This window comes from Rubrivivax soli (genome assembly GCF_049810355.1).
Lineage (GTDB): Bacteria > Pseudomonadota > Gammaproteobacteria > Burkholderiales > Burkholderiaceae_C > Rubrivivax.
The window spans coordinates 2,004,961-2,025,517 of sequence record NZ_CP187368.1 but is presented as its reverse complement, the minus strand read 5'-3'; the positions used below and the strand labels follow the sequence as shown (position 1 = coordinate 2,025,517).

At 72.1% G+C, this 20,557-nt stretch carries 18 protein-coding genes; 13 read left to right on the top strand and 5 right to left on the bottom strand.

Going from position 1 to position 20,557, the window contains the following annotated elements; translation table 11 throughout:
• Window positions 1-7 precede the first annotated feature (7 nt).
• Genes tssH through ACPOLB_RS09250 form a run of 6 tightly spaced genes read left to right on the top strand, consistent with a single transcriptional unit; the run spans window position 8 to window position 6,362 of the window.
• Window positions 8-2,731, top strand: a complete 2,724-nt coding sequence (gene tssH / locus ACPOLB_RS09275) for a type VI secretion system ATPase TssH (protein WP_425261053.1) — start codon at window positions 8-10, stop codon at window positions 2,729-2,731.
• Window positions 2,732-2,779: 48 nt separating this feature from the next.
• Window positions 2,780-3,745 carry a hypothetical protein gene (locus ACPOLB_RS09270; RefSeq protein ID WP_425261052.1) on the top strand — a complete coding sequence of 322 codons (966 nt, stop codon included), beginning with the start codon at window positions 2,780-2,782 and terminating at the stop codon, window positions 3,743-3,745.
• A complete protein-coding gene (locus tag ACPOLB_RS09265) occupies window positions 3,742-4,209 on the top strand; it encodes a DUF6795 domain-containing protein (RefSeq protein ID WP_425261051.1) in 468 nt (155 codons plus the stop codon). Before ACPOLB_RS09270 ends, ACPOLB_RS09265 begins: the two co-directional genes overlap by 4 nt.
• 32 nt (window positions 4,210-4,241) lie before the next feature.
• Complete coding sequence (locus ACPOLB_RS09260; RefSeq protein WP_425261050.1) at window positions 4,242-5,402, top strand: lipase family protein; 1,161 nt, start codon at window positions 4,242-4,244, stop codon at window positions 5,400-5,402.
• Between the two features lie 10 nt (window positions 5,403-5,412).
• Window positions 5,413-5,811, top strand: coding sequence for a hypothetical protein (locus ACPOLB_RS09255; protein WP_425261049.1), 399 nt, complete (start codon window positions 5,413-5,415; stop codon window positions 5,809-5,811).
• On the top strand, window positions 5,808-6,362 hold the full coding sequence (locus tag ACPOLB_RS09250) for a DUF4123 domain-containing protein (protein ID WP_425261048.1): 555 nt from the start codon (window positions 5,808-5,810) through the stop codon (window positions 6,360-6,362). Before ACPOLB_RS09255 ends, ACPOLB_RS09250 begins: the two co-directional genes overlap by 4 nt.
• Window positions 6,363-6,376: 14 nt before the next feature.
• Here ACPOLB_RS09250 and ACPOLB_RS09245 read toward each other — a convergent pair whose 3' ends face one another.
• The 4 genes from ACPOLB_RS09245 to ACPOLB_RS09230 all read right to left on the bottom strand — a co-directional run bounded on the left by ACPOLB_RS09245 (window position 6,377) and on the right by ACPOLB_RS09230 (window position 10,645).
• Window positions 6,377-6,835 carry a hypothetical protein gene (locus tag ACPOLB_RS09245; protein ID WP_425261047.1) on the bottom strand — a complete coding sequence of 153 codons (459 nt, stop codon included), beginning with the start codon at window positions 6,833-6,835 and terminating at the stop codon, window positions 6,377-6,379.
• Window positions 6,836-6,938: 103 nt separating this feature from the next.
• On the bottom strand, window positions 6,939-8,567 hold the full coding sequence (locus ACPOLB_RS09240; protein ID WP_425261046.1) for a hypothetical protein: 1,629 nt from the start codon (window positions 8,565-8,567) through the stop codon (window positions 6,939-6,941).
• Window positions 8,539-9,252 carry a hypothetical protein gene (locus ACPOLB_RS09235; RefSeq protein WP_425261045.1) on the bottom strand — a complete coding sequence of 238 codons (714 nt, stop codon included), beginning with the start codon at window positions 9,250-9,252 and terminating at the stop codon, window positions 8,539-8,541. Before ACPOLB_RS09235 ends, ACPOLB_RS09240 begins: the two co-directional genes overlap by 29 nt.
• Window positions 9,253-9,322: 70 nt before the next feature.
• Entirely contained in the window at window positions 9,323-10,645 is a 1,323-nt protein-coding gene (locus ACPOLB_RS09230) for a type VI secretion system contractile sheath domain-containing protein (RefSeq protein WP_425261044.1), read from the bottom strand.
• Window positions 10,646-10,809: 164 nt separating this feature from the next.
• On the opposite strand from ACPOLB_RS09230, the gene ACPOLB_RS09225 reads away from it, so the two are divergent.
• The 7 genes from ACPOLB_RS09225 to ACPOLB_RS09195 all read left to right on the top strand — a co-directional run bounded on the left by ACPOLB_RS09225 (window position 10,810) and on the right by ACPOLB_RS09195 (window position 19,726).
• Entirely contained in the window at window positions 10,810-12,168 is a 1,359-nt protein-coding gene (locus ACPOLB_RS09225) for a tetratricopeptide repeat protein (protein WP_425261042.1), read from the top strand.
• Window positions 12,169-12,202: 34 nt separating this feature from the next.
• Window positions 12,203-14,287 (top strand): type VI secretion system Vgr family protein, encoded by a 2,085-nt coding sequence (locus ACPOLB_RS09220; RefSeq protein ID WP_425261041.1) that lies wholly within the window; start codon window positions 12,203-12,205, stop codon window positions 14,285-14,287.
• A gap of 10 nt (window positions 14,288-14,297) precedes the next feature.
• Window positions 14,298-16,043 carry a hypothetical protein gene (locus ACPOLB_RS09215; protein WP_425261040.1) on the top strand — a complete coding sequence of 582 codons (1,746 nt, stop codon included), beginning with the start codon at window positions 14,298-14,300 and terminating at the stop codon, window positions 16,041-16,043.
• Window positions 16,043-16,837 carry a hypothetical protein gene (locus ACPOLB_RS09210; protein ID WP_425261039.1) on the top strand — a complete coding sequence of 265 codons (795 nt, stop codon included), beginning with the start codon at window positions 16,043-16,045 and terminating at the stop codon, window positions 16,835-16,837. The genes ACPOLB_RS09215 and ACPOLB_RS09210 overlap by 1 nt, the downstream gene beginning before the upstream one ends.
• 81 nt (window positions 16,838-16,918) lie before the next feature.
• A complete protein-coding gene (gene tagH / locus ACPOLB_RS09205) occupies window positions 16,919-18,568 on the top strand; it encodes a type VI secretion system-associated FHA domain protein TagH (protein ID WP_425261038.1) in 1,650 nt (549 codons plus the stop codon).
• 4 nt (window positions 18,569-18,572) lie between these two features.
• Entirely contained in the window at window positions 18,573-19,325 is a 753-nt protein-coding gene (locus ACPOLB_RS09200; RefSeq protein WP_425261037.1) for a PP2C family protein-serine/threonine phosphatase, read from the top strand.
• Window positions 19,326-19,339: 14 nt separating this feature from the next.
• Entirely contained in the window at window positions 19,340-19,726 is a 387-nt protein-coding gene (locus ACPOLB_RS09195; RefSeq protein WP_425261036.1) for a DUF4280 domain-containing protein, read from the top strand.
• Window positions 19,727-19,808: 82 nt separating this feature from the next.
• On the opposite strand, the gene ACPOLB_RS09190 is transcribed toward ACPOLB_RS09195, so the two are convergent.
• The gene (locus ACPOLB_RS09190; protein ID WP_425261034.1) at window positions 19,809-20,357 is read right to left on the bottom strand and encodes an OmpA family protein; all 549 of its coding nucleotides are present in this window, start codon (window positions 20,355-20,357) and stop codon (window positions 19,809-19,811) included.
• Window positions 20,358-20,557: the final 200 nt, after the last annotated feature.

Sequence of the window (20,557 nt, the reverse complement as noted above, 5' to 3'; positions counted from 1 at the left end):
TCCCGCCATGGCGGAAATCAACCGCGTCACGCTGTTCGGCAAGCTGAACCAGCCCACGTACAAGGCCGTCGAGGGCGCCACGGTGTTCTGCAAGCTGCGCGGCAACCCGTATGTCGAGCTCGAGCACTTCCTGGCGCAGCTGCTGCAGGCCCCCGACAGCGACTGGCACCGCGTGATCCAGCATGCGCAGCTCGACATGTCGGCGCTGGCCAAGGACCTCACCGCAGCCCTCGACCGCCTCCCGCGCGGCGCCACCAGCATCAGCGGCATCGCGGAGAACATCGCCGACGCCATCGAGCGGGGCTGGGTCTACGGCACGCTGCTGTACGGCGACAACGTCGTGCGCAGCGGCTACATGCTGGTGGGCATGCTGAAGACCAAGAACCTGCGCAACGCGCTGGTGGCCATCAGCCGGCAGTTCGAGCGCCTCAAGGTCGACGACCTGTCGGACGCGCTGCCGAAGGTCATCGCCGGCTCGCCGGAAGAAGGGCAGGGTGCCAGCGACGGCAGCAGCGGTGCGGCCGGCGGCGCCGCCCCGGGCGAGGCCAGCGGCGCCATCGCGCCGGCGGCCATGGGCAAGCAGGAGGCGCTGAAGAAGTTCACCGTCGACCTGACCGCGCAGGCGCGCGACGGCAAGATGGACCCCATCGTCGGCCGCGACGACGAGATCCGGCAGGTCGTCGACATCCTGATGCGGCGGCGCCAGAACAACCCCATCCTGGTCGGCGAGGCCGGTGTCGGCAAGACCGCGGTGGTCGAAGGCTTCGCGCAGCGCATCGCACGCGGCGACGTGCCGCCGAGCCTGAAGGAGGTGGAACTGCGCGCGCTCGACGTCGGCCTGCTGCAGGCCGGCGCCAGCATGAAGGGCGAGTTCGAGCAGCGGCTGCGCAGCGTCATCGACGAGGTGCAGGCCAGCGCCAAGCCCATCATCCTGTTCATCGACGAGACGCACACGTTGGTGGGCGCGGGCGGCGCGGCCGGCACCGGCGACGCGGCCAACCTGCTCAAGCCCGCGCTGGCGCGCGGCACGCTGCGCACCATTGGCGCGACGACGTTCGCCGAATACAAGAAGCACATCGAGAAGGACCCTGCGCTGACCCGCCGCTTCCAGACCGTGCAGGTCGACGAGCCCGACGAGCCCAAGGCCATCCTGATGATGCGCGGCGTGGCCAGCACGATGGAGAAGCACCACCAGGTGCAGATCCTCGACGAGGCGCTGGAAGCGGCGGTGAAGCTGAGCCACCGCTACATCCCGGCGCGCCAGCTGCCCGACAAGAGCGTGAGCCTGCTCGACACCGCCTGCGCGCGTGTCGCCGTCAGCCTGCACGCGACGCCGGCCGAGGTGGACGACTCGCGCAAGCGCATCGAGGCGCTGGAGACCGAACTGCAGATCATCGGCCGCGAGAAGGCCATCGGCGTCGACATTGGCAAACGCGAGAGCGAGGCCACCGAGCTGCTGACCGCCGAACGCGCGCGCCTGGCGGCACTCGACGCACGCTGGGCCGAGGAGAAGACGCTGGTCGACGAACTGCTGGCGCTGCGCGCGAAGCTGCGCGCCGGCATCCAGCCCGTGGAAGGCACCGGCAGCAACCTCGAGGCCGAGGCCAACGCCGCCGTCGTGCCCGCCATGTCCGACGGCGAGCGCAGCGACCTGCAGACGCAGCTGCGCGCGGTGCAGGAGAAGCTGCAGGCGCTGCAGGGCGAGAGCCCGCTGATCCTGCCGACCGTGGACTACCAGGCCGTGGCCGCGGTGGTGGGCGACTGGACCGGCATCCCGGTGGGCCGCATGGCGCGCAACGAGATCGAGACCATCCTGAAGGTGGCCGACCACCTGGCGCAGCGCGTCATCGGGCAGGACCATGCGATGGAGATGATCGCCAAGCGCATCCAGACCAGCCGCGCCGGCCTGGACAATCCGAGCAAGCCGATCGGCGTGTTCATGCTCGCCGGCACCTCGGGTGTCGGCAAGACCGAGACCGCGCTGGCGCTGGCCGAGGCGATGTACGGCGGCGAGCAGAACGTCATCACCATCAACATGAGCGAGTACCAGGAGGCGCACACCGTCAGCACGCTGAAGGGCGCGCCTCCGGGCTACGTGGGCTACGGCGAAGGCGGCGTGCTCACCGAGGCCGTGCGCCGCAAGCCCTACAGCGTCGTGCTGCTCGACGAGGTGGAGAAGGCGCACCCCGACGTGCACGAGATGTTCTTCCAGGTCTTCGACAAGGGCTTCATGGAAGACGGCGAGGGCCGCTTCATCGACTTCAAGAACACGCTGATCCTGCTCACCACCAATGCCGGCACCGACCTCATCGCCAGCCTGTGCAAGGACCCCGACCTGATGCCCGACCCCGAGGGCATGGCCAAGGCGCTGCGCGAGCCCTTGCTGAAGATCTTCCCGCCGGCGCTGCTGGGCCGGCTGGTGACGATCCCGTACTACCCGCTCAGCGACGACATGCTGGGCAAGATCGTCAAGCTGCAGCTGAACCGCATCAAGAAGCGGGTGGAGGCGCGCTACAAGATCCCGTTCGAGTACGGCGAGGACGTGGTCAAGCTCGTGGTCAGCCGTTGCACAGAGAGCGAATCGGGCGGCCGCATGATCGACGCCATCCTGACCAACACGATGCTGCCCGACATCAGCCGCGAGTTCCTGACCCGCATGATGGAGGGCAAGGCGATCGAAGGCGTGTCGGTCGGCGTCGCCGACGGCGGCTTCAGCTACACGTTCGCCTGAGCCGGCCGGCGCCATGCACCCCGTTCCAACCACGCTGCAGCAACGTCCATGAGCCTCTTCAAGTCCAAGCCCAAGCCCGCGCCCTATGTCGCGCCGACCGGCGCCGTCACGCTGACGCGCGCGCAGTTCGCCACCACGATGCGTGTGCGGCCGGCCTTCCGCACCTACGCGCAGGCCGTGGGGCTGGCGCGCGCCACGCAGGCGCTCGACGACGCCTTCACCGAGAACCTGCGCGGCATGGCCGCCACCGGCTTCTGGCAGTTCGGCACTTCGGGCAACGTCGGCAACCCGACGCAGCTGCGCTGCCAGGGGGACACCGAACTCGGCGTGTTCTTCGGCGCCATCGACATGCTGTTCGGCTTCGACAAGACCAAGATCGACGGCCGCGCCACCTACCTCAACGGCCTGCTCGGCAAGGCCGACGCCGGGCTGCTGCGGGTGGACCTGCAGGCCAATGCCGAGACCGAGGCCAACTACTACGTGGCGCCGGTGCCCGTGCAGCAGCGGCCGGGCACGCCCGTGGTGCCGCCGAAGCCCGCGGCCATGGTGAACGGCGCGAAGGCGCTGGCGTGGCTGACCTGGGGTGTGCAGGGCAGCACGGCAGCGTTCTCGCAGGCGCTGGCCAACAACACCCGCAGCGACGGCAGCTTCCCGCTGGGGCCCAACCACACGCAGTTGCTGGCCGCCTGGCAGACGATGGTGCCCATCGCACCGGCCTACCGTGGCTGGAACAACGCGGCCAGCCAGCAGAAGTACCCGTCGAACGTGGGCGGCCTGCAGGTGCTGGACGCGGTCTTCGCCGAGCTCGCCGCCCGCCCGATGCCGGCCCGCGGCGACAACGCCTGGTACGACCTGGCGCTGTACGTGTATGGCGCGGTCGTCACGGCGCAGGGCTTCACCGACGGCAACAAGCGCGCCGCGCGGCTGGCCTACGTGTCCATGCTGCAGAGCGGCGGCGTGCCGATGGTGGCGCCCAACGGAACGCTGGGCTCGCGCCTGGGCGACATGTTGTGAAGCTGCTCCAGCGTCGTGCACTGCTGCTGCTGGCGCTGGGCTCGGGCCTGTGGATCGCGCAAGGATTGGCTATGGCAAAGATGGTGATCTTCTCGGCGGTGCAAGGCCGCGTGCTCGACAACGGCAAGCCGGTGGCCGGCGCGCAGATCGAGCGCGAATTCAAGTGGGCCTGGAAGGACGAGACCGGCACCGACAAGGCCACCACCGGCGCCGGCGGCGAGTTCTCGCTGCCGGCGATCGAACGCAGCTCGTTCCTCGGCTCGCTCCTGCCGCACGAGCCCGTGATCCGCCAGAGCATCACCATCCGCCACGGCGGCAAGTCCTACGAGGCCTGGCTGCACAACAAGCACAGCTACGCCAACAACGCCGAGCTCGGCGGCAAGCCGATCCGCCTGGTGTGCCGGCTCGAAAACCCGCCGCAGCGCCGCAACGACGGCATCTACGGCATCTGCGAGTTCGAATGACGGCCTGAAGGCCGCGACAGGGAGAACCCACCATGCCCATCCTCAGCCCCAGCCAGGCCGCCGAGATCGCGCGCGGCGTCTACGACCTGCGCCTCAACTCCGTGGCCGACGCCCTGAAGACCGGCATCGGCACCGACGGCATGTTCGTCGTCGACGACGGCAGCACCTTCACCGGCAAGACCGGTGCGCTGATGTTCAAGAAGCTCAGCACCTTCGGCTACGTCGCGCGCGGCACCGGCGCGTTCGCCGGCGAGGTGCTGATCGCCACGCGCGGCACCGACATGCTGCCCGACTGGATCACCGACGCCAACATCGGCATGCAGCTCGGCCCCAGCAACCACATCGTGCACGCCGGCTTCAACACCACCTGGAAGGGCTTCGTCGAGGACCTGCGGAGCTTCTTCCGCCACAACAACCCGAGCCGCATCCACTGCGTCGGCCACAGCCTGGGCGGCGCGCTGGCCACGCTGAACGCCGACTTCTGCACCGACCAGCGCATCGCCGCAGTGGAGCTCTACACCTTCGGCTGCCCGCGCGTGGGCGACGGCCTGTTCGCGCGCTCGCTGACGCAGCGCGTGGGTGCCGGCAGCATCCGCCGCGTCTCGCACCCGGCCGACCCGGTGCCGATGATCCCGCTGTTCCCGTTCTGGCACCTGCCGTTCGGGCAGCCGGGCATGTCGATCGCCAACGTGCAGGGTGCGCTCGTCAGCGGCGACGCGCACAAGATGCGCGTCAGCTACCTGCCCGGCGTGCGCGAGCACAGCTGGTCGACCCTGGCGCCGGCCACCGTGGCCGCCGACGAGGAACGCCAGGTCAGGAACTGGCTCGAGCGTGCCGCCGAGGGCCACGGCGGCTTCGTGATGGGTTCGGCGAAGCTGCTGACCATGATCGGCCGCGCGCTGGCCTGGATGATGAAGGCCGCGGGCAAGGCCTTGCTCGGCGGGCTGGGCGTCACGCTGGCCGTGGGCTGCACCGTGCTCGACCAGATCGCCTGGTTGCTGACGCGCGCGGCGCAGCTGGGCAAGGAGATGGGGCTGGCGCTGAAGTCGCTGATCAATGCCATCTTCGCGTTCCTCGGGCGCAAGACGGTGGCCACGGTCGACGTCAGCACCGCCTTCCTGCGCTGGGTGCTCGAGCTGCTGTTCGGCGCGCTGCGCGCGGTGGCGCAGCGCGCGCTGGAACTGGTGTCCTGAGCGCACGGCGATGAACGTCCAGGCAGCGGATGTCACCGACGACGGCGCGATGGCGCAGGCGCGCCTGCAGGCGCTGGCGCTCGGCGACGGCACCGACTGGTCGCGTTGCGGCGACCACCAGGTGCTGCACGCGCTGGCCGTGGCGCCGCCCACCCAGGCGCCCGCGGCGCCGGTGGCGCTGATGCGGCTGGTGGCGCCGCCGGCACCGGCGCCGGCGCCTGCCGCGCCAGCACCAAGCCCCGCGCCGCGCGCGGCTGCGCCGGCGGCCGCGCCCACGCCGGCCGTGGCCGAAGGCACGTTCGGCGCGGCGCTCGACGTGGCCGCCATGGTGGCCGTGCTGCAGCAGGCGGCGCGCGACGGCGTGCCGTTCTGCGAAGAGTGCGCCCGGGCGGCGGCTGCGGCGGCATGAGCCTCGACCCGACGCCGATGGCGCCCGCGCTGCGCGCAGCGGTGCTGCAACTGCTGTGGCCCGACGGCGCGCAGCGTGCGGGCAGCGTCTGGGCGGTGCTCGACTGCGCGCGCGACCCCGCCATCTACCGCGCGCTGCTGGAGTCGCGCCTGGAGTTCCGCTGCCTGTACAGCGGCAGCCTGCCGAGGGCGCTGGAGATGAACGCGCCGCATCTCGTCGAATTGTTCCCCGAGCACCGGCTCACGGCGCGCCTGCTCGATGCCTGGGGCCAGTCGTGGGGCGTGTTCCTGCAGGTCAACGACGCTGCCAACCTGCGCCACCACCTGCGCAAGTTCCTGAAGGTCAACGACGCGCAGGGCCGCAGCCTGCTGTTCCGCTACTACGACCCGCGGGTGCTGCCGACCTTCCTGCGCAGCTGCGACGCCGAGCAGCTGCGGCTGCTGTTCGGCGACGTGGTGCGCACCTGGCTGGCCGAGACCGGTGACGGCCTGCTCGCGCTGTCGCTGCAGGGCGGCCGGCTGCGCGAGCGCAGCACGCTGGTGCCTGCCTGAGCGCAGCGCGCTCGTCAGTGCGGCAGTTGCACCGCCACCGGTTCGCCCAGGCCGTAGCGCAGCTGCAGCGTGCTGCCCGGCGGCAGCCGGTGCGCGCGCAGCAGCGGATCCAGGTCGACCCAGAAGGCGCCGCGGTACATCAGCCCGGGCGGCAGCACCAGGTTGGCCGGCGGTGTCGGATGCTCGCCGACGTTGCCGTCTTCCGGCGCATTGCGCAGCAGCACGCGGCGCGGCTGCGGACGCCCTTCGGCGTCGGGCTCCTCGAAGGCCAGCGACCACTCGGTCGAGCCGGCGTCGGCAGCCAGCCGGAACACCACCACCAGCAGCGTGCGCGCCGCGGCGGCGGCTTCCGGCAGGCGGGGCTCCTCTCCGGCGCGCAGCACGCGGTGCAGCATGCCGCGCTGGCGCGGCGCCAGGCGCAGATCCGGCAGCAGGTCGCCGTCGAACTCGTTGCGGTACAGCGTGACGTTCATCGCAGATCCCTGCAGGGGGTGGGCGGCGGCCGCTGTGGCCAGGGCCAGGTGCACGAAGAGCCGTCGACGGACCATGGTGCGGAAGGCGGGCTCACGACGAGGTTCAGAAGCCGGACGACAGGTCGACCTTGCGCAACGAGGTCTGGCACTCGCTGCAGAAGACCTTGATGCCCTTCAGAGCGCCCCACATCGTACAGCTGGACGCGGTGTGGGCGGCCCGGTCCCAGAGGTCCACACCGGCGGCCACGCCAGTGGAGCAGTGCGGTCCCTGGTGCTTCACGCCCTGCGTGTCGAAGCTGGGATAGTGGTGCGCCTGCTTGTCGGGCTGGCCGCTGTCGCCCGCCGCCGCCAGGTGCAGCTTGTGTCCCAGCTCGTGGATCATCAGCGCCGTGGCCTTGCCGGCCGACAGGATGCCGCCGGTGTTCGGGTCGCGCATGTTCAGGTAGATCACCGGGTGTGCCGTGTAGGCCCAGCCGACGGCCCAGCCCGACAGGGCCTTGAGCTTGAGCGTGATGGTCAGCGTGTCCTCGTCGGCCAGTTCCACCTTGGCCCGGCGCAGGTCGACGGTGATGCTGGTGGAGAACTGGTCGATGCCGGCCAGTTCGCCCTCGAGCAGGTCGACGCTGTCGAACCACCCGCCGCTGACCTCGGCCTTCACGATGTTCGACTTGTCGTGCATCGGCACGTTGACGTAGGTGCGCGAGTCGCGCGTGAGCGGGATCTGCACGCTGTCGGGCAGGGCCACGCCGAGCGTCTTGACCAGTTCCAGTTCGAACTCGACCGCGGCCGGTGAGCTGACGAACTCGCCGACGATGACGGCCACGCAGTGCGGTTGCAGCGCGCTGATCGACGCCGTGCTGGCCATCGAGTCCTTGCCCACGTCGATCAGCGACTTCGGCAGGCTCGACTGCTCGCAGACGTGGAACTCGTCGCCGCTGTCCGACAAGGTCTGCTTGACGTCGATGCCGTACTTGCCGAGCTCGCCCTTGACCGCGGTGATGGCGTCGAAGGCCGCCTGGCGGCCGGCAGCGTAGTGCACCACCGGGCGGATGTAGACGCGCCGGCGCACCTCGGCGGTGTTGGCGCTGCGCACCCAGGCTGCGCCGTCGAGCGAGGCCTCGACCTGGTAGTCGTAGCCCGCCAGTGCCGAGATGTCCAGGCCCGGGGCGATCAGCAGTTCGCCGTCGCCGCCCGTGGTGTGGGCCACGGCCGTGTCGTCCCAGTCGAGATGGGTCAGCCCGGCTTCGCGGGCGCTGAGCGCCTCGCTCCCGGCGCTGAAGCCGTGGGCGGACTCGGCGCGCACCAGCCGCACCTGCACGGCGTGGGCGCCTGCGGGCGTGACCTTGACGTGGATCGGCGGCGTGCGCCCGAGCTGGTTGGCCGACGCGATGTCGGTGTCGTGCTGCGCGACGGCGGCCTGCGAGAGGTTCACGTACTGGTGCCGCTTGCCCCCGAACAGCGGCTTGGCGCCGGGCTTGTCGGTGAAGCCGACGTGCACGATCTTCGGCGGGATCGGACACACCTGCACCGCGTTCTGCGTGTTCGGCCGCGCCGGTGTCCAGGCCGCCGGCGGTGGGGGTGCCGGCGTGGCGGCAGGCGCCGGGGCGGGCGTGGACGCGGGCGCAGGTGCAGGCGCAGGCGCAGGCGCGGGAGGCGGCGGTGCTGGCGGCGGCGGCGTGCTGGTGCCGAAGTACCGGCGCGCGTCAGAGATCAGCGTCTTGAACCAACCCATGGCAGGCCTCGGTGACTTCGTTCAGCGGCGCGCGGCCGGCAGCCTGTGCCCGCTGGGCGATGCGCACGCAGCGGCCGTGGCCGAAGGCCATGTCGGCCGCGATGCACAGCGCGCGCAGCGGGGCGCCGTCCAGTCCCGCAGCGTCGAGCAGTGCCGTCTCGGCGGCGATGAAGGCGTCGGCGCGTGCGGCGTCGCGCCCGAACACGGCGCGGCGCAGGCCGCGGCCGGCGCGCGGCGCGTCGGGGGCGGCCTGCCATGCCTTCCAGGCGGCCAGCCCGACGCCGTGCAGCGCCTCGGCGGCCAGCATCGCGGCGTCGAGCCGGGCCTGCAGCCCGCCGCCCGGCTGCCGCGACAGCACCAGCAGCGACGCCGCCGGCGGCGCGCCGTGGCCGCACAGGCGCCAGTCGGCGTGCCAGGCGGCGCCCATCGCCACGGCCGCGGACAGCAGCGTCGCCGCCAGCGCCTCGTCGCAGCGAAGCCCGGCGGCGAGGTCGTCGCCCAGCGCGGCGGCGGCGGCATCCAGGTCGAGCGCGAGCCAGCGCCCCGCGTGCGGAAAGTCGGCGCAGCGTGCACGCACCAGGGCCGCGACGGCGTCGACCCGCACGGGCAGGTGCGCGGCGCCGGGCGTGCTGCGCGCAGCGGCGTCGATGCTGCCGCGCAATGCCTGGCGGCGCTGGTCCAGCACGGCTTGCGACAGCAGCTGCAGCTGCTGCTGCGTGATGGTCAGGGCGGGCGACGGAATGGCAGGAGGTCCTTCACGCGAGGTTGGCCAGCGGCCGGGCGGGGTCGGCCACCGACTGCAGGCGCATCACGGTGACGGCGTTGCGGTGGCGGTGGCTGGCCAGCGGCATCAGGCCGGCGGCGATCATCCCATGGCCGGCCTGCTCGCCCAGCAGGTGCTCGGCACATGGCAGCAGCGTGCGCTCGCCGTCGGCCGTGTAGGTGTAGGCCGGCAGGTCGTCGATCTGGTGGCTGCCGCCGCCCCGGCCGGCCAGCAGCGTCACGGCCAGCGCGGCGTTGCCCCACAGCAGCTGGTCGTGGGGCGGCGCGCCGGCCGGCAGTTCTTCGAAGGCGAAGGCCGACACCGGGTCGGTCTTGGCGCCGTAGGGCAGGCGCAGCAGCAGCCGCGGCGCGGCCAGGCCGATCCACGGTGCGGCTTCGCTGGCCCGCAGCGCCTGCCAGGCGGCGCCGGGGGCTGCGACCAGATCGTCGCCGGCCTGCGCGACGAAGGCACCGCCGGCCTGCTGCGCGACCAGACCCAGCGCCGCCAGCAGGCCGATGTCGGTGTCGCCGTTGCCGAAGGCGTACAGGCCGGCGAGCAGGTGCCAGGGTTCGCCGCCGGGCACGTTGCGCCAGCGGTCGGCCAATGCCCGGTGCAGGCCGGTCTGCGCCAGCCGGCCCTGCGACGCCACCACGTCGGCCAGCAGTTCGTCGCGCGTCACGTCGAACAGGTGCAGCTGCAGGCTCTCGTCGAGTTCCAGCTGCTGCAGCAGCCACTGCACGCCGCGCCAGGCCGACTCCAGCGCCTGGAAGGCGGGCGCGTGCAGCACGGCACGCATCTGCTCGGCCGTCGCGGCGTCGACGGCATGGCGGTAGGCGGTGTCCTGGGCGCGGGTGTCGGGCACGATGTGCGGCGCCACCAGGCTGCGCACGAAGGCATCGATGCCCGCAGCAGGCGACGCCGCCGCCGGGGCGGCTGCAGGTGTTGCAGTGCCGCCCAGCAGCGACCCCAGCAGATCGCTGCCGCTGGCCGGCGGCTTGGCGCGCGCCTCGCGCAGCGCCTGGAACAGCGGCAGCTGCGCGTGCAGTGCGTCGGGATGGAAGTCGTCGAGCTGCACGAACCGCGCCTCGCCGCCGGGCAGGTCCAGGCGCGGTGCCAGACGTGCCATCACGGCGTCGAGCGTGTCGATGTCCACGCGCAGCGTCGGCCGGTCGGCCAGCGGCTTGCGCTCGGCCGCCGGGGCGCCGCTGAAATCGCCCAGCACCAGCAGGCGCCGGCTCGCACCGCGGCGGGCCTCGGCCTCGCCGGCGGGCCTGCTGCTGGCGAGGTCGAGCTTGAACTCCATGCGTCCGGGCATCGGCGGGCTCCTGCGGGTGGCTGCAATGGCTGTGGATCGAGGCCGGAACGGTAGCGCACGGCGGCCCTGCCGACCACAGGTCTTGCCACCGGCTCTAGGGGGCGGTGTGGCTTGCCGCCCCGGGGAGTTTGCTTCAGAGTCCGGGACCGGAACCCTGCCGCCCCATGCCCCTGCACGCCGACTCCGAGACTGCCTCCGACACCCCCGTCGCCCCGCCCGCCGACGCCGCCCAGCACGCGCTGCAGCAGGCGATGCAGGCGCACGGCACGGGCCGGCTCGACACCGCCCGCGGCCTGTACCTGCAGCTGCTGGCAGCCGACCCGCGGCACCCCGATGCCCTGCACCTGCTGGGCGTGCTGGAAGCGCAGCAGGGGCGCCTCGAGCGTGCGGCCGAGCTGATCGGCCAGGCCATCGCGGTGCGCCCCGACGAAGCGATGTTCCACAACAACATGGGCAACGTGCAGATCGAGCGCGGCCGGGCCGCCGAGGCCGAGGCGAGCTACGTGCGTGCCATCGAGCGCGACCCGGCGCGCCTGGACGCGCTGAACAACCTGGGCGTGCTGCTGGGCCGGCGCGGCGACGTGGCAGGCGCCGAGCGGCTGCTGCAGCGCGTGCTGGAGCTGGCGCCCGACTTCACGGATGCACGCCAGAACCTGGCCAACCACCTGCTGCGCGCGGGCCGCCCGCTCGACGCGGTGCGCCAGTGCGTCGACGGCCTGGTCACCGCGCCGCGCAGCACGGTGCTGCGGCGCATGCTGGGCGCGGCCTATTCCACGCTCGGCATGCCGGAGGCCGCGGCCGACGTCTACCGCCAGTGGCTGGCGCAGGAACCCGGGGACCCGGTGGCCCTGCACCACCTGCAGGCCATCGTGGGCGAGCAGGTGCCCGAGCGCGCCTCCGATGCCTACGTCAGCCGCGTCTTCGATTCCTTCGCCGGCAGCTTCGACGCCAAGCTCAGCGACCTGTCGTACCGCGCACCGCAGCACGTGGCCGAGGCCGTGGCCCGGCACGCAGGCGCGCCCGGGCGCCACCTGGCCGTGCTGGACGCCGGCTGCGGCACCGGCTTGTGCGGCCCGCTGCTGCAGCCCTGGGCCGCGCAGCTGAGCGGCGTGGACCTGTCCGAAGGCATGCTGCGCAAGGCCGTGGCGCGCGCCGTGTACGACGAACTGCTGCACGGGGAGCTGGTCGCGTTCCTGCGGATGCGGCCTGCCGCCTGGGACCTGGTCGTGTCGGCCGACACCCTGTGCTACTTCGGCGCACTCGAGGACTTCGCTGCGGCTGCGCACGCCGCATTGCGTGGGCCGGGCCTGCTGGTCTTCACGGTCGAGGCCCACGCCGACGCCGACGGCGAGCCCGCCTACCGGCTGCAGCAGCACGGTCGGTATAGTCATCGTCGCAGCTATGTCGAGGCCGCGCTGCGCGGCGCCGGCATGCAGCCGCTGGAGCTGCAGTCCGTGGTGTTGCGCATGGAAGCCGGCGCACCGGTGCAGGGCTGGCTGGTGAGCGCGCGGCGCGCAGGCTGAGCGCCGCGGCGCCAACAAGAGAAACCGAGGACGCATGCCTGAAGCGACGCCCCTGCAGATGGAGCTGGTCACCAGCCCCGACGTCGGCCTGAAGTTCAAGTCGATGTCGGGCCGCGAGGAGATCTCGCGCCTGTTCGAGTACGAGGTCGTGGCGTTGTCCGACAGCGAGTCCGTCGCCGCCGACGACCTGCTGGGCACCAGCGCCGCCGTCTCGCTCGAGGTCGCCGACGACACGAAGCGCTGGTTCCACGGCGTCGTGGCGTCGTTCGGCATCGACGGCGTCGAAGGCCGGTACTTCCGCTACCGCCTGACGCTGCGGCCCTGGGCCTGGCTGATGACGCGCAGCGCCGACATCCGCATCTTCCAGGAGATGACGGCGCTGGACATCGTCAAGGAGATCTTCGGCAAGTACACCAGCGCCTTCGTCGACGAGACCTCGGGCAGCTACGGCACGCGCACGTACTGCGTGCAGTACCGCGAGACCGACTTCAACTTCGTCAGCCGGCTGATGGAGGAAGAGGGCGTCTTCTACTACTGGCGCCACGCCGAGGACAAGCACGAGCTGGTGCTGGCCGATGCCGCCAGCACCCACGTGGCGGCGGAAGGCTTCGCCACGGTGGACTACCTGGAGGAGGACGAGCGCGTGGGCCAGGCGGCCAACGTGCAGGCCATCAGCCAGTGGCAGATGCGCCACGAGATCCAGACCGGCAAGTTCACGCTGTCGGACTACAACTTCGAGACGCCCAGCACCAGCCTGAAGTCCAACACCGTGGCCGGCACGCGCGCCCACGCCGAGAACGGCTACGAGGTCTACGACTACCCGGGCCTGTATGCCGTGAAGGCCGATGGCGACACGCGGGCGCAGATCCGGCTCGACGAGCACAGCGCGCGCTTCGGCCGCTTCGTCGGCCAGGCCAACGTGCCGGGGCTGGCCACGGGGGCGCTGTTCACGCTGGGCAACCATCCGCGTGCCGACCAGAACGCCGACTACGTGCTCATCGGGACGCAGATCGACATGCAGCAGGCCGGCTACGAGGCCGGCTCCAGCGAAGGCGACACGTTGTTCCTGTGCCGATTCACCGCCAAGTCGGCGGCCGATCCGTTCCGGCCGGCGCGCATCACGCGCAAGCCCAGCGTTGCCGGCCCGCAGACGGCGCTGGTGGTCGGCGGCGGCGACCCCGGCGACATCGAGACCGACGAGTACGGCCGCATCAAGGTGCAGTTCCACTGGGACCGCGTGGGCGAGAAGAACGCCGAGAGCTCGTGCTGGCTGCGCGTGGCCGCGCCGTTCGCCGGCAACGGCTGGGGCATGATCGCGTTGCCGCGCATCGGCCAGGAAGTGGTGGTGTCCTTTCTCGAGGGCGACCCCGACCAGCCGCTGGTCACCGGCAGCGTCTACAACGCCGAGCAGAAGGTGCCCTACGAGCTGCCGGCCAACGCCACCGTCAGCACGGTGAAGAGCCGCAGCAAGCTGGGCGAGGCCGCCGACTTCAACGAGTTGCGCTTCGAGGACAAGGCCGGCGAGGAATACGTGCTGCTGCACGCGCAGAAGGACCGGCTGGAGTTCGTCGAGAACAACCTGCTCTCGCAGATCGGCATCGGCGACGGCGTCGGCGACGAGCACCGCACCGTCAAGAAGGACCGCAAGGAACTGATCGAGGGCGAGCACCACCTGCACGTCAAGAAGGACGTCAAGCAGCTCTTCGACGCCAGTTTCAGCGTCAAGGTCACCGACCACATGAGCCACGAGACCGCCGACGGCTGGAGCCTGAAGACCGCCAAGGACGTGGCCATCGAGTCCGGCGCCACGGTGTCGATGAAGACCACCGGCGACCTGCACCTCAAGATCGGCGCCAACATCGGCGCCGAGGCGGCGCAGAACGTGCACATCAAGGGCGGCACCAACATCGTCATCGACGCCGGCGCCGAGATCACGCTGAAGGCCGGCGGGTCGTTCATCACCATCGGCGCCTCCGGCGTGTCGATCAAGGGCGCGATGGTGATGATCAACTCCGGCGGCGCGGCGGGCTCGGGCAGCGGCGCCAGCCCGGTGGCACCCACGGCGCCGCAGGAGCCGACCGATCCCGACCTGCCCGAAGACCCGTTGACGCACCGCTAGGGTCCCCCCGATGCCGATGCAGCCGGTCGACGAGAAGGCGCTCGAGGACGCCGCCTGGAGCAGCTTCATGCAGCGCCTGGGCGACCATCTGGCCGGGCAGTGGCCGGCCATGCCCGAGCGGTTGGGCGATCGCTACGGCGCCTTCGTCGACCTCGCGGTGCAGCAGGCCGTGCAGCGCGGCCTGACGCATGCCGCAGCCGTGGCGCGCTTCGTCAACCTGTGGTTCGTCTGGGGCCCCGCGTTCCACGACAAGCCCGGCTTCGAATGGGCGCAGGGCCTGCTGGCGGCGCCGCCGGCGCGCGAGTGGGTCACCGTGCACCAGCTGGTGCAGCGCTCGCTGCTGGAACTGCAGCGCCTGCCCGGTGCCCGCATCGAGCCGCAGACGCTGGTCGATGCCGATGCCCGCGTGCAGGACACCTTCGGGCCGCTGGGCCGGCAGGGCGCGATGTCGCCGCTGCTGCGCGCGCGCGAGCCCGAGCCGCTGCCGCGCAAGGCCTGCGACCTGGAGGCCGCCGACCTGCGTGTGCTCGACGACGGCTGGCACCACGAGTACCGGTTGCAGGGCGGCGACTGGCAGCGGGTGCCAGTGCCGATGCCCGCGCCGCTGCGCATCGACGCCGCGCGGGCCTGCCCGCCGCTGGTGGCGGTGCTGTCGCAGCAGCGCGACCACGGGCCGCAGGCCCGCCTGCAGCTGCGTGTGCGCGGCCATGCCGCGTGCGACGGCGACCTGCATCCCGCGCTCGACTTCAGCGGGCCGCACGGCCTGTGGCGCTGGGTCGGGCACGAGACCCGCGCGGTCAGCTGGCCGGTGGCCACGCGCGAGCAGCCCCTGCCCACGGCGGGCCCCGGCAGCAGCATCGGCGAAGAGACGGCGCCCGAGTTGCACAAGCTGGTCGTCGAGACCTGCGGCCTGCGCGACGAAGGCGACCCGCTGGGCCTGCAGAAGACCGTGGTCTCGGCCTGGCCGGCGGCGCAGTGGTGGCTGGAACTGCAACGCGCGATGCCGGCCCAGCAGGCGCTGCTGCCCGGCCCGCGCGCCTGGGCGCGGGGGGCCACGCGCTGCCGCGTCGAACGCGATGGCCGGGCGCAGGACGGCGCGGCGCTGAAGGTCGCGTTCGAGGACGGTCTCGACGCGGCCCTGGCCACCGCGCTGCAGCAGCTCGCGGCCGACTGGGAACAGGTGCCGGGCCTGACCGCGCCGCGCTGCGACGCCACGTTCGGCCTGCTCACCGGCCGCGCCAGCGCCACCTGGGGTTGGCGCCACGGGCCGCAGGGTCTGGACGGCAAGCCGCTGATGCGGGTGGTGGCGGCGCTGGAGATGGACGCCGCGCGGGCCGAGCTGGAACTGGCTGGCGAACTGGCCCTGGGCAGCACGCGCACGCGGCTGGTGCTGCGCCTGGCCGGCCAGGCGCCACTGCGGCAGACGCTGCAGCGTGAGACTGCCGTGCCCACGCTGACGGCGGTGCTGCTGCCGGCGGTCGCGCGCTGGCACTGGCCCTTCACGCTGGCCCTGGAGCCGCTGGCCGACGACAGTGCTGCGCTGTTGCAGGCCACGGCGCCGGTCACCGGCGCGCTCGTCGGCGAAGCCGGGCTGCGGCCGGGCACGCACGGCAGCAGCGGCTGGGAGTGGTACGTGCTGCTGCGCCTGGAAGCCGTCACCGCCCGCCTGTGCGTGGCCGACCCGCTGCTGGGACTGGCGCAGGTGCAGCAACCGCTGCTGCCGGCGCGCACCCTGATCGACTGGAGCCTGGGCTGATGGAACGCCTGCTGGTGCTGCGCCTGGAAGTCGCCGGCTGCGCGGCCGAGGCGCTGTTCAACGGTGTGCCGCTGGTCCGCGCCAGCGCCACCGCGTCCGTGGCCACGGTGCCCGTGCACGAGTTCGCCTTCGCCGGCGGCAACAGCATCGAGCTCGTCGTGCATCCGGCGGCACCCGGCGCGCCGGACACGCCCGAGCCGATGCTGTCCGACGGCCAGTCCTGGGCATCGTTGCGGCTGCTGCTGCCGCGCACTGGCGGCGTCGCGCACCCGGGCAGCGCGCGCACGCTGGCGCAGCTGGACTGGGCACCGCCCGCCGACGAGGTGTTCGAGGCACCGGTGCGCCAGCAGCGCAGCCTCGAGCTGCCGATCAACTTCCCGCGCTGGCGCTGGATCGACGCGCCCGTGGTGCCCGAGTCGCCGACGCTGAAGGCCGACGTCGCACGCTATCTGCTGGACATCGCCGTCGGCCTGCGCCGCGGCAACCCCGAGCCGCTGATCCAGGCTTCGCGGCTGCGGCTGGAAGACCTGGCGCAGGCCTACCAGCGCAACCTGGCCGACGACGTCGGCCGCCTGCGCGTGCACATCCAGCTGCTGCACGCGGCCGAGCCGCTGCAGCCGGCGCTGCCCGCGGCGGGCAAGATGGTGCTGCGGCCGGTGGCCGGCGGCCGCCTGCTGGAATGCCTGCGGCCCGACGGCGGCCCGCTGCTGCAGAGCGCCACGGCCGGCGGCGGCAGCATCGCCTGGCCGCTGCGGCTGGCCGCCATCGAAGGGCGCTTCTATGTGTTGCGCTGACGTGGCCGCCCCCGCTGCAAGGGGGTGCGATGCGGGCGCGGGCGGCTATGCTGCGAAGCTGTCTCGTTGCGGAGCCTCTGCATGATCGCGCTGACCGTGCTCAGCTACAACGGCGCGCCCGCCGACGGGCCGTCGGCCAGTTTCGACGAACTCGGCGGCACCATCGGCCGCGCCGACAACAACCAGCTGGTGCTGCCCGACCCCGAGCGCACGATCTCGCGCGTGCATGCCCGCGTGGTGTTCCGCACCAGCGGCTACACCATCGTCGACAACGGCAGCAACCCGATCAGCGTGAACGGCATGACGCTGGGCAGCGGGCGCGAGCACCCGCTGATGCCGGGCGACCAGGTGCAGATCGGCGGCTACATGCTGCAGGCCAGCGAAAGCGCCTCGGCCGGGGCCTCCGACGACCCGTTTGCCGATCTCTTCGGCGACGCGCCCGTCGGCCTGGCGGTGCCACCGCCGGCTCCGGCGCCGATGCGCTCGGTCACGCAGACCTGGCAGCCGCCACCACCGCCGCCCGCGCAGGCAGCGTGGCCGGCGCCGGCGGCGCTGGCGCCGGGCCAGATCCCCGACGACTGGGACCCGTTCGCGCCCGACGCGCCGAGCCCGCCGGCTGCGCCGCCGCGTGCACCGTCGCCAGCCGCCGCCCTGTCCGACGACCTGCTGATCGACCTGCCGCTGAACCCGACCGGCGGCGACACGCTCGACGACCTCTTCGGCCTGGCCGGCACGCCCAGCAGCGGCGACCCGCTGGGTGCCGCGCCGCAGCAGGCCCTGCTGATGCAGCCGAACACGGCCGGCCACGCCGACCCGCTGCAGGCGCTGTCGCGGCCTGCGGCCGTGAGTGCGCCGAGCCTGGGCGACTTCGGCTCCGAACTGAACACGCCGATGCCGCTGCAGCGGGCCGTGCCCGCCGCGGCGCCGCCGGCGTCGCCCGCCCCGGCCCCGCCGTCGGGCGCAGTGTTTTCCTGGGACACCCCGCCACGCGACGGCAAGTTCGTGACGCTGCCGAACGCGCGCCGCGACGACGCCGCGCGGCCGCCCGCGCCGCCGCCCGCGCCGCCGCCCCAGGCACCGCGTGCCAGCGCACCGCCGCCGGTGCTGACGAACGCCATCGACGGCGCGGCCAACGAAGAGCTGCTCGCCGCGCTGATGCAGGGGCTGGCCGCGCCCGGCGTGCGCATCGAGCGCCTGACGCCGGCCATGATGCTGCTGATCGGCCAGGTGCTGCGCGAGTCGATGCGCGGCACCGTCGAGCTGCTCGTGGCGCGCGCCGCGCTCAAGCGCGAGATGCGGGCCGAGATGACGATGATCGTGGCGCGCGAGAACAACCCGCTGAAGTTCTCGCCCTCGGTCGAAGTCGCGCTGCAGCACCTGCTGGGCCCGCCGTCGCCGGGCTTCATGCCGGCCGCTCCTGCGGTGAAGGACGCCTTCGACGACCTGCGCGCGCACCAGCTCGGCGTGATGGCCGGCATGAAGGCCGCGTTCGAAGGCGTGCTGCAGCGTTTCGACCCGGCGCAGCTCGAAGCCAAGCTCACGCGCAAGTCGGCGATCTCCAGCCTCATCCCCGCCACGCGCAAGGCGCGGCTGTGGGAGCTGTTCCAGGAGCTGTTCAGCCAGATCTCGGCCGAGGCCCAGGACGACTTCGACGAGCTCTTCGGCAAGGCCTTCCTGAAGGCCTACGAGGCGCAGCTGGACCGACTGCACGACGAACCCGGACCCAGGTGACACGATGCTGGCACTCGAAGTGGCGCTGCTGTCGGACAAGGGCGGTCGCAAGTACAACGAAGACGCCTGCGGGCACTGGCACTCGGACGACCAGCTGTGCTGCGTGCTCGCCGACGGCGCCGGCGGCCACGGTGGCGGCGACATCGCCTCGCGGCTGGCGGTGCAGGAGCTGATCCAGCGCTTCTCGAACGCGCCCTCGCGCGATGGTTCCACGCTCGGCGCGCTGCTGCGCGAGACGAACGAGGCGCTGATCGAGCAGCGCGTGCCGGGCACGGCGCGGCAGGACATGCACAGTACCGTGGTTTGCCTGGTGGTGGACTTCATGGCGCAGCGCGCGCATTGGGCCCACGCCGGCGATTCGCGCATGTACTGGTTCCGGGGCGGACGGGTCTTCGACCGCACGCGCGACCACAGCCTGGTGCAGTCGCTGGTCGACGCCGGCATGCTGGCCGAGCAGGACGTGCGCAGCCACCCCAAGCGCAGCGAGCTGCGTTCGGCGCTCGGCATCGACGGCAGCATCCTCGAGGTGAGCAGCGGCGACGGCGCCGGGCCGGTGGCCGCGGGCGACGTGTTCCTGCTGTGCACCGACGGGCTGTGGGAGTACATCGACGACAGCACGCTGGAGCGCCTGCTCACCGCGGCCGACACGCCGCGCGCCTGGCTCGATGCCTTGTCGGCAGAAGTGATGTCTGCCGCCGCGCACAAGACCAGCCACGACAACTTCACTGCGCTGGCCGTCTGGGCCAGCGCCGCCTGAGAAGGAGCCCCGCGATGGCGCTGCACGTCTGCACCGGCGCGATGATGATGTGTTCGTTCGGCGCCGCGCCGTCGACCTTCGTCGCGACACCCAAGATGGTCAAGACCGGCAACATGGATGCCGGCAACATCATGGACAACAAGCCGATCGCCAACATCCCGCCGTTCGGCGTGTGCACGAGCATGGCGAACCCGCAGGTGGCGGCCGCCACCGCTGCGGCGCTGGGGGTGCTGACGCCGATGCCCTGCCTGCCGGTGATCGCCGCGCCGTGGACGCCGGGCGCTCCAACGGTGCTGGTGTCCAACATGCCGGCACTGAACAACAGCTCGCAGCTCATGTGCAACTGGGCCGGCGTCATCACCATCAGCAACCCGGGTCAGACCACCGAGATGGTGCCCTGACGCACCGCCTGTGCGGCGGCGCCGCAGAATGACGAAGGCCCGCGCGCAGCGGGCCTTCTTCGTGGTGGCGGCCTGCCGTGCTTCAGGACGGCGGCGTGGCGCGCCCGATCTCGACGCGGCGGTTCTCCGGCGCGAACGGGTCGCGCTGGTTCTTCAGCGCGTTGGCGCCCACGCCCACCGGGGCCAGCATCGACGGGTCGGCCCCCAGCGATACGAGGTAGTCCTTCACGGCCTCGGCACGGCGCTGCGAGAGCACCACGTTGGCTTCTGCGGTGCCGGAGGCGTCGGCGTGACCTTCGATGCGCACGGTCTTGCCGGTGCCGCGGCGGGTCTTGAGCACCTCGGCGAAGACCTCGAGCTGCTTCTTCAGCGTGTCGGGCAGTTCGGCCGAGCCCAGCCGGAAGGCCGTGGCCGGCAGCGAATAGCGCACCGCGGGCTTGAAGCCCATGCACTTGAAGCCAGCCGCCTTCAGCTGCTCGCAGGCGTCTTCGGGAAACAGGCCCTCGGCGACGGCCTTGGCGTCGGGCACGGTCTGGCCCATGTCGACGGCATCGGACTGGGCCTGGGCTGCCCCGGTGGCCAGCATGGCCAGCAAGGCGGCGACTCCAACGATGTGACGAGCTTCATTCATGTGACCACCCCTTCAACGGTTGCATCCATCGCTGCCGTGCGCTGCGGGCCTGGCGGCCGCGGCGGGCGCACCACCGGGACACGGCGCGCAGACGGACCGTCGGCCCGGTCCCACGGCGATGGAAAACGATGATACCGCCCCGTCTCCGCTGGGGTCATCCCCTGGCCGGATGTCGCGGCACTCCTTCACGCGCGAGCGCA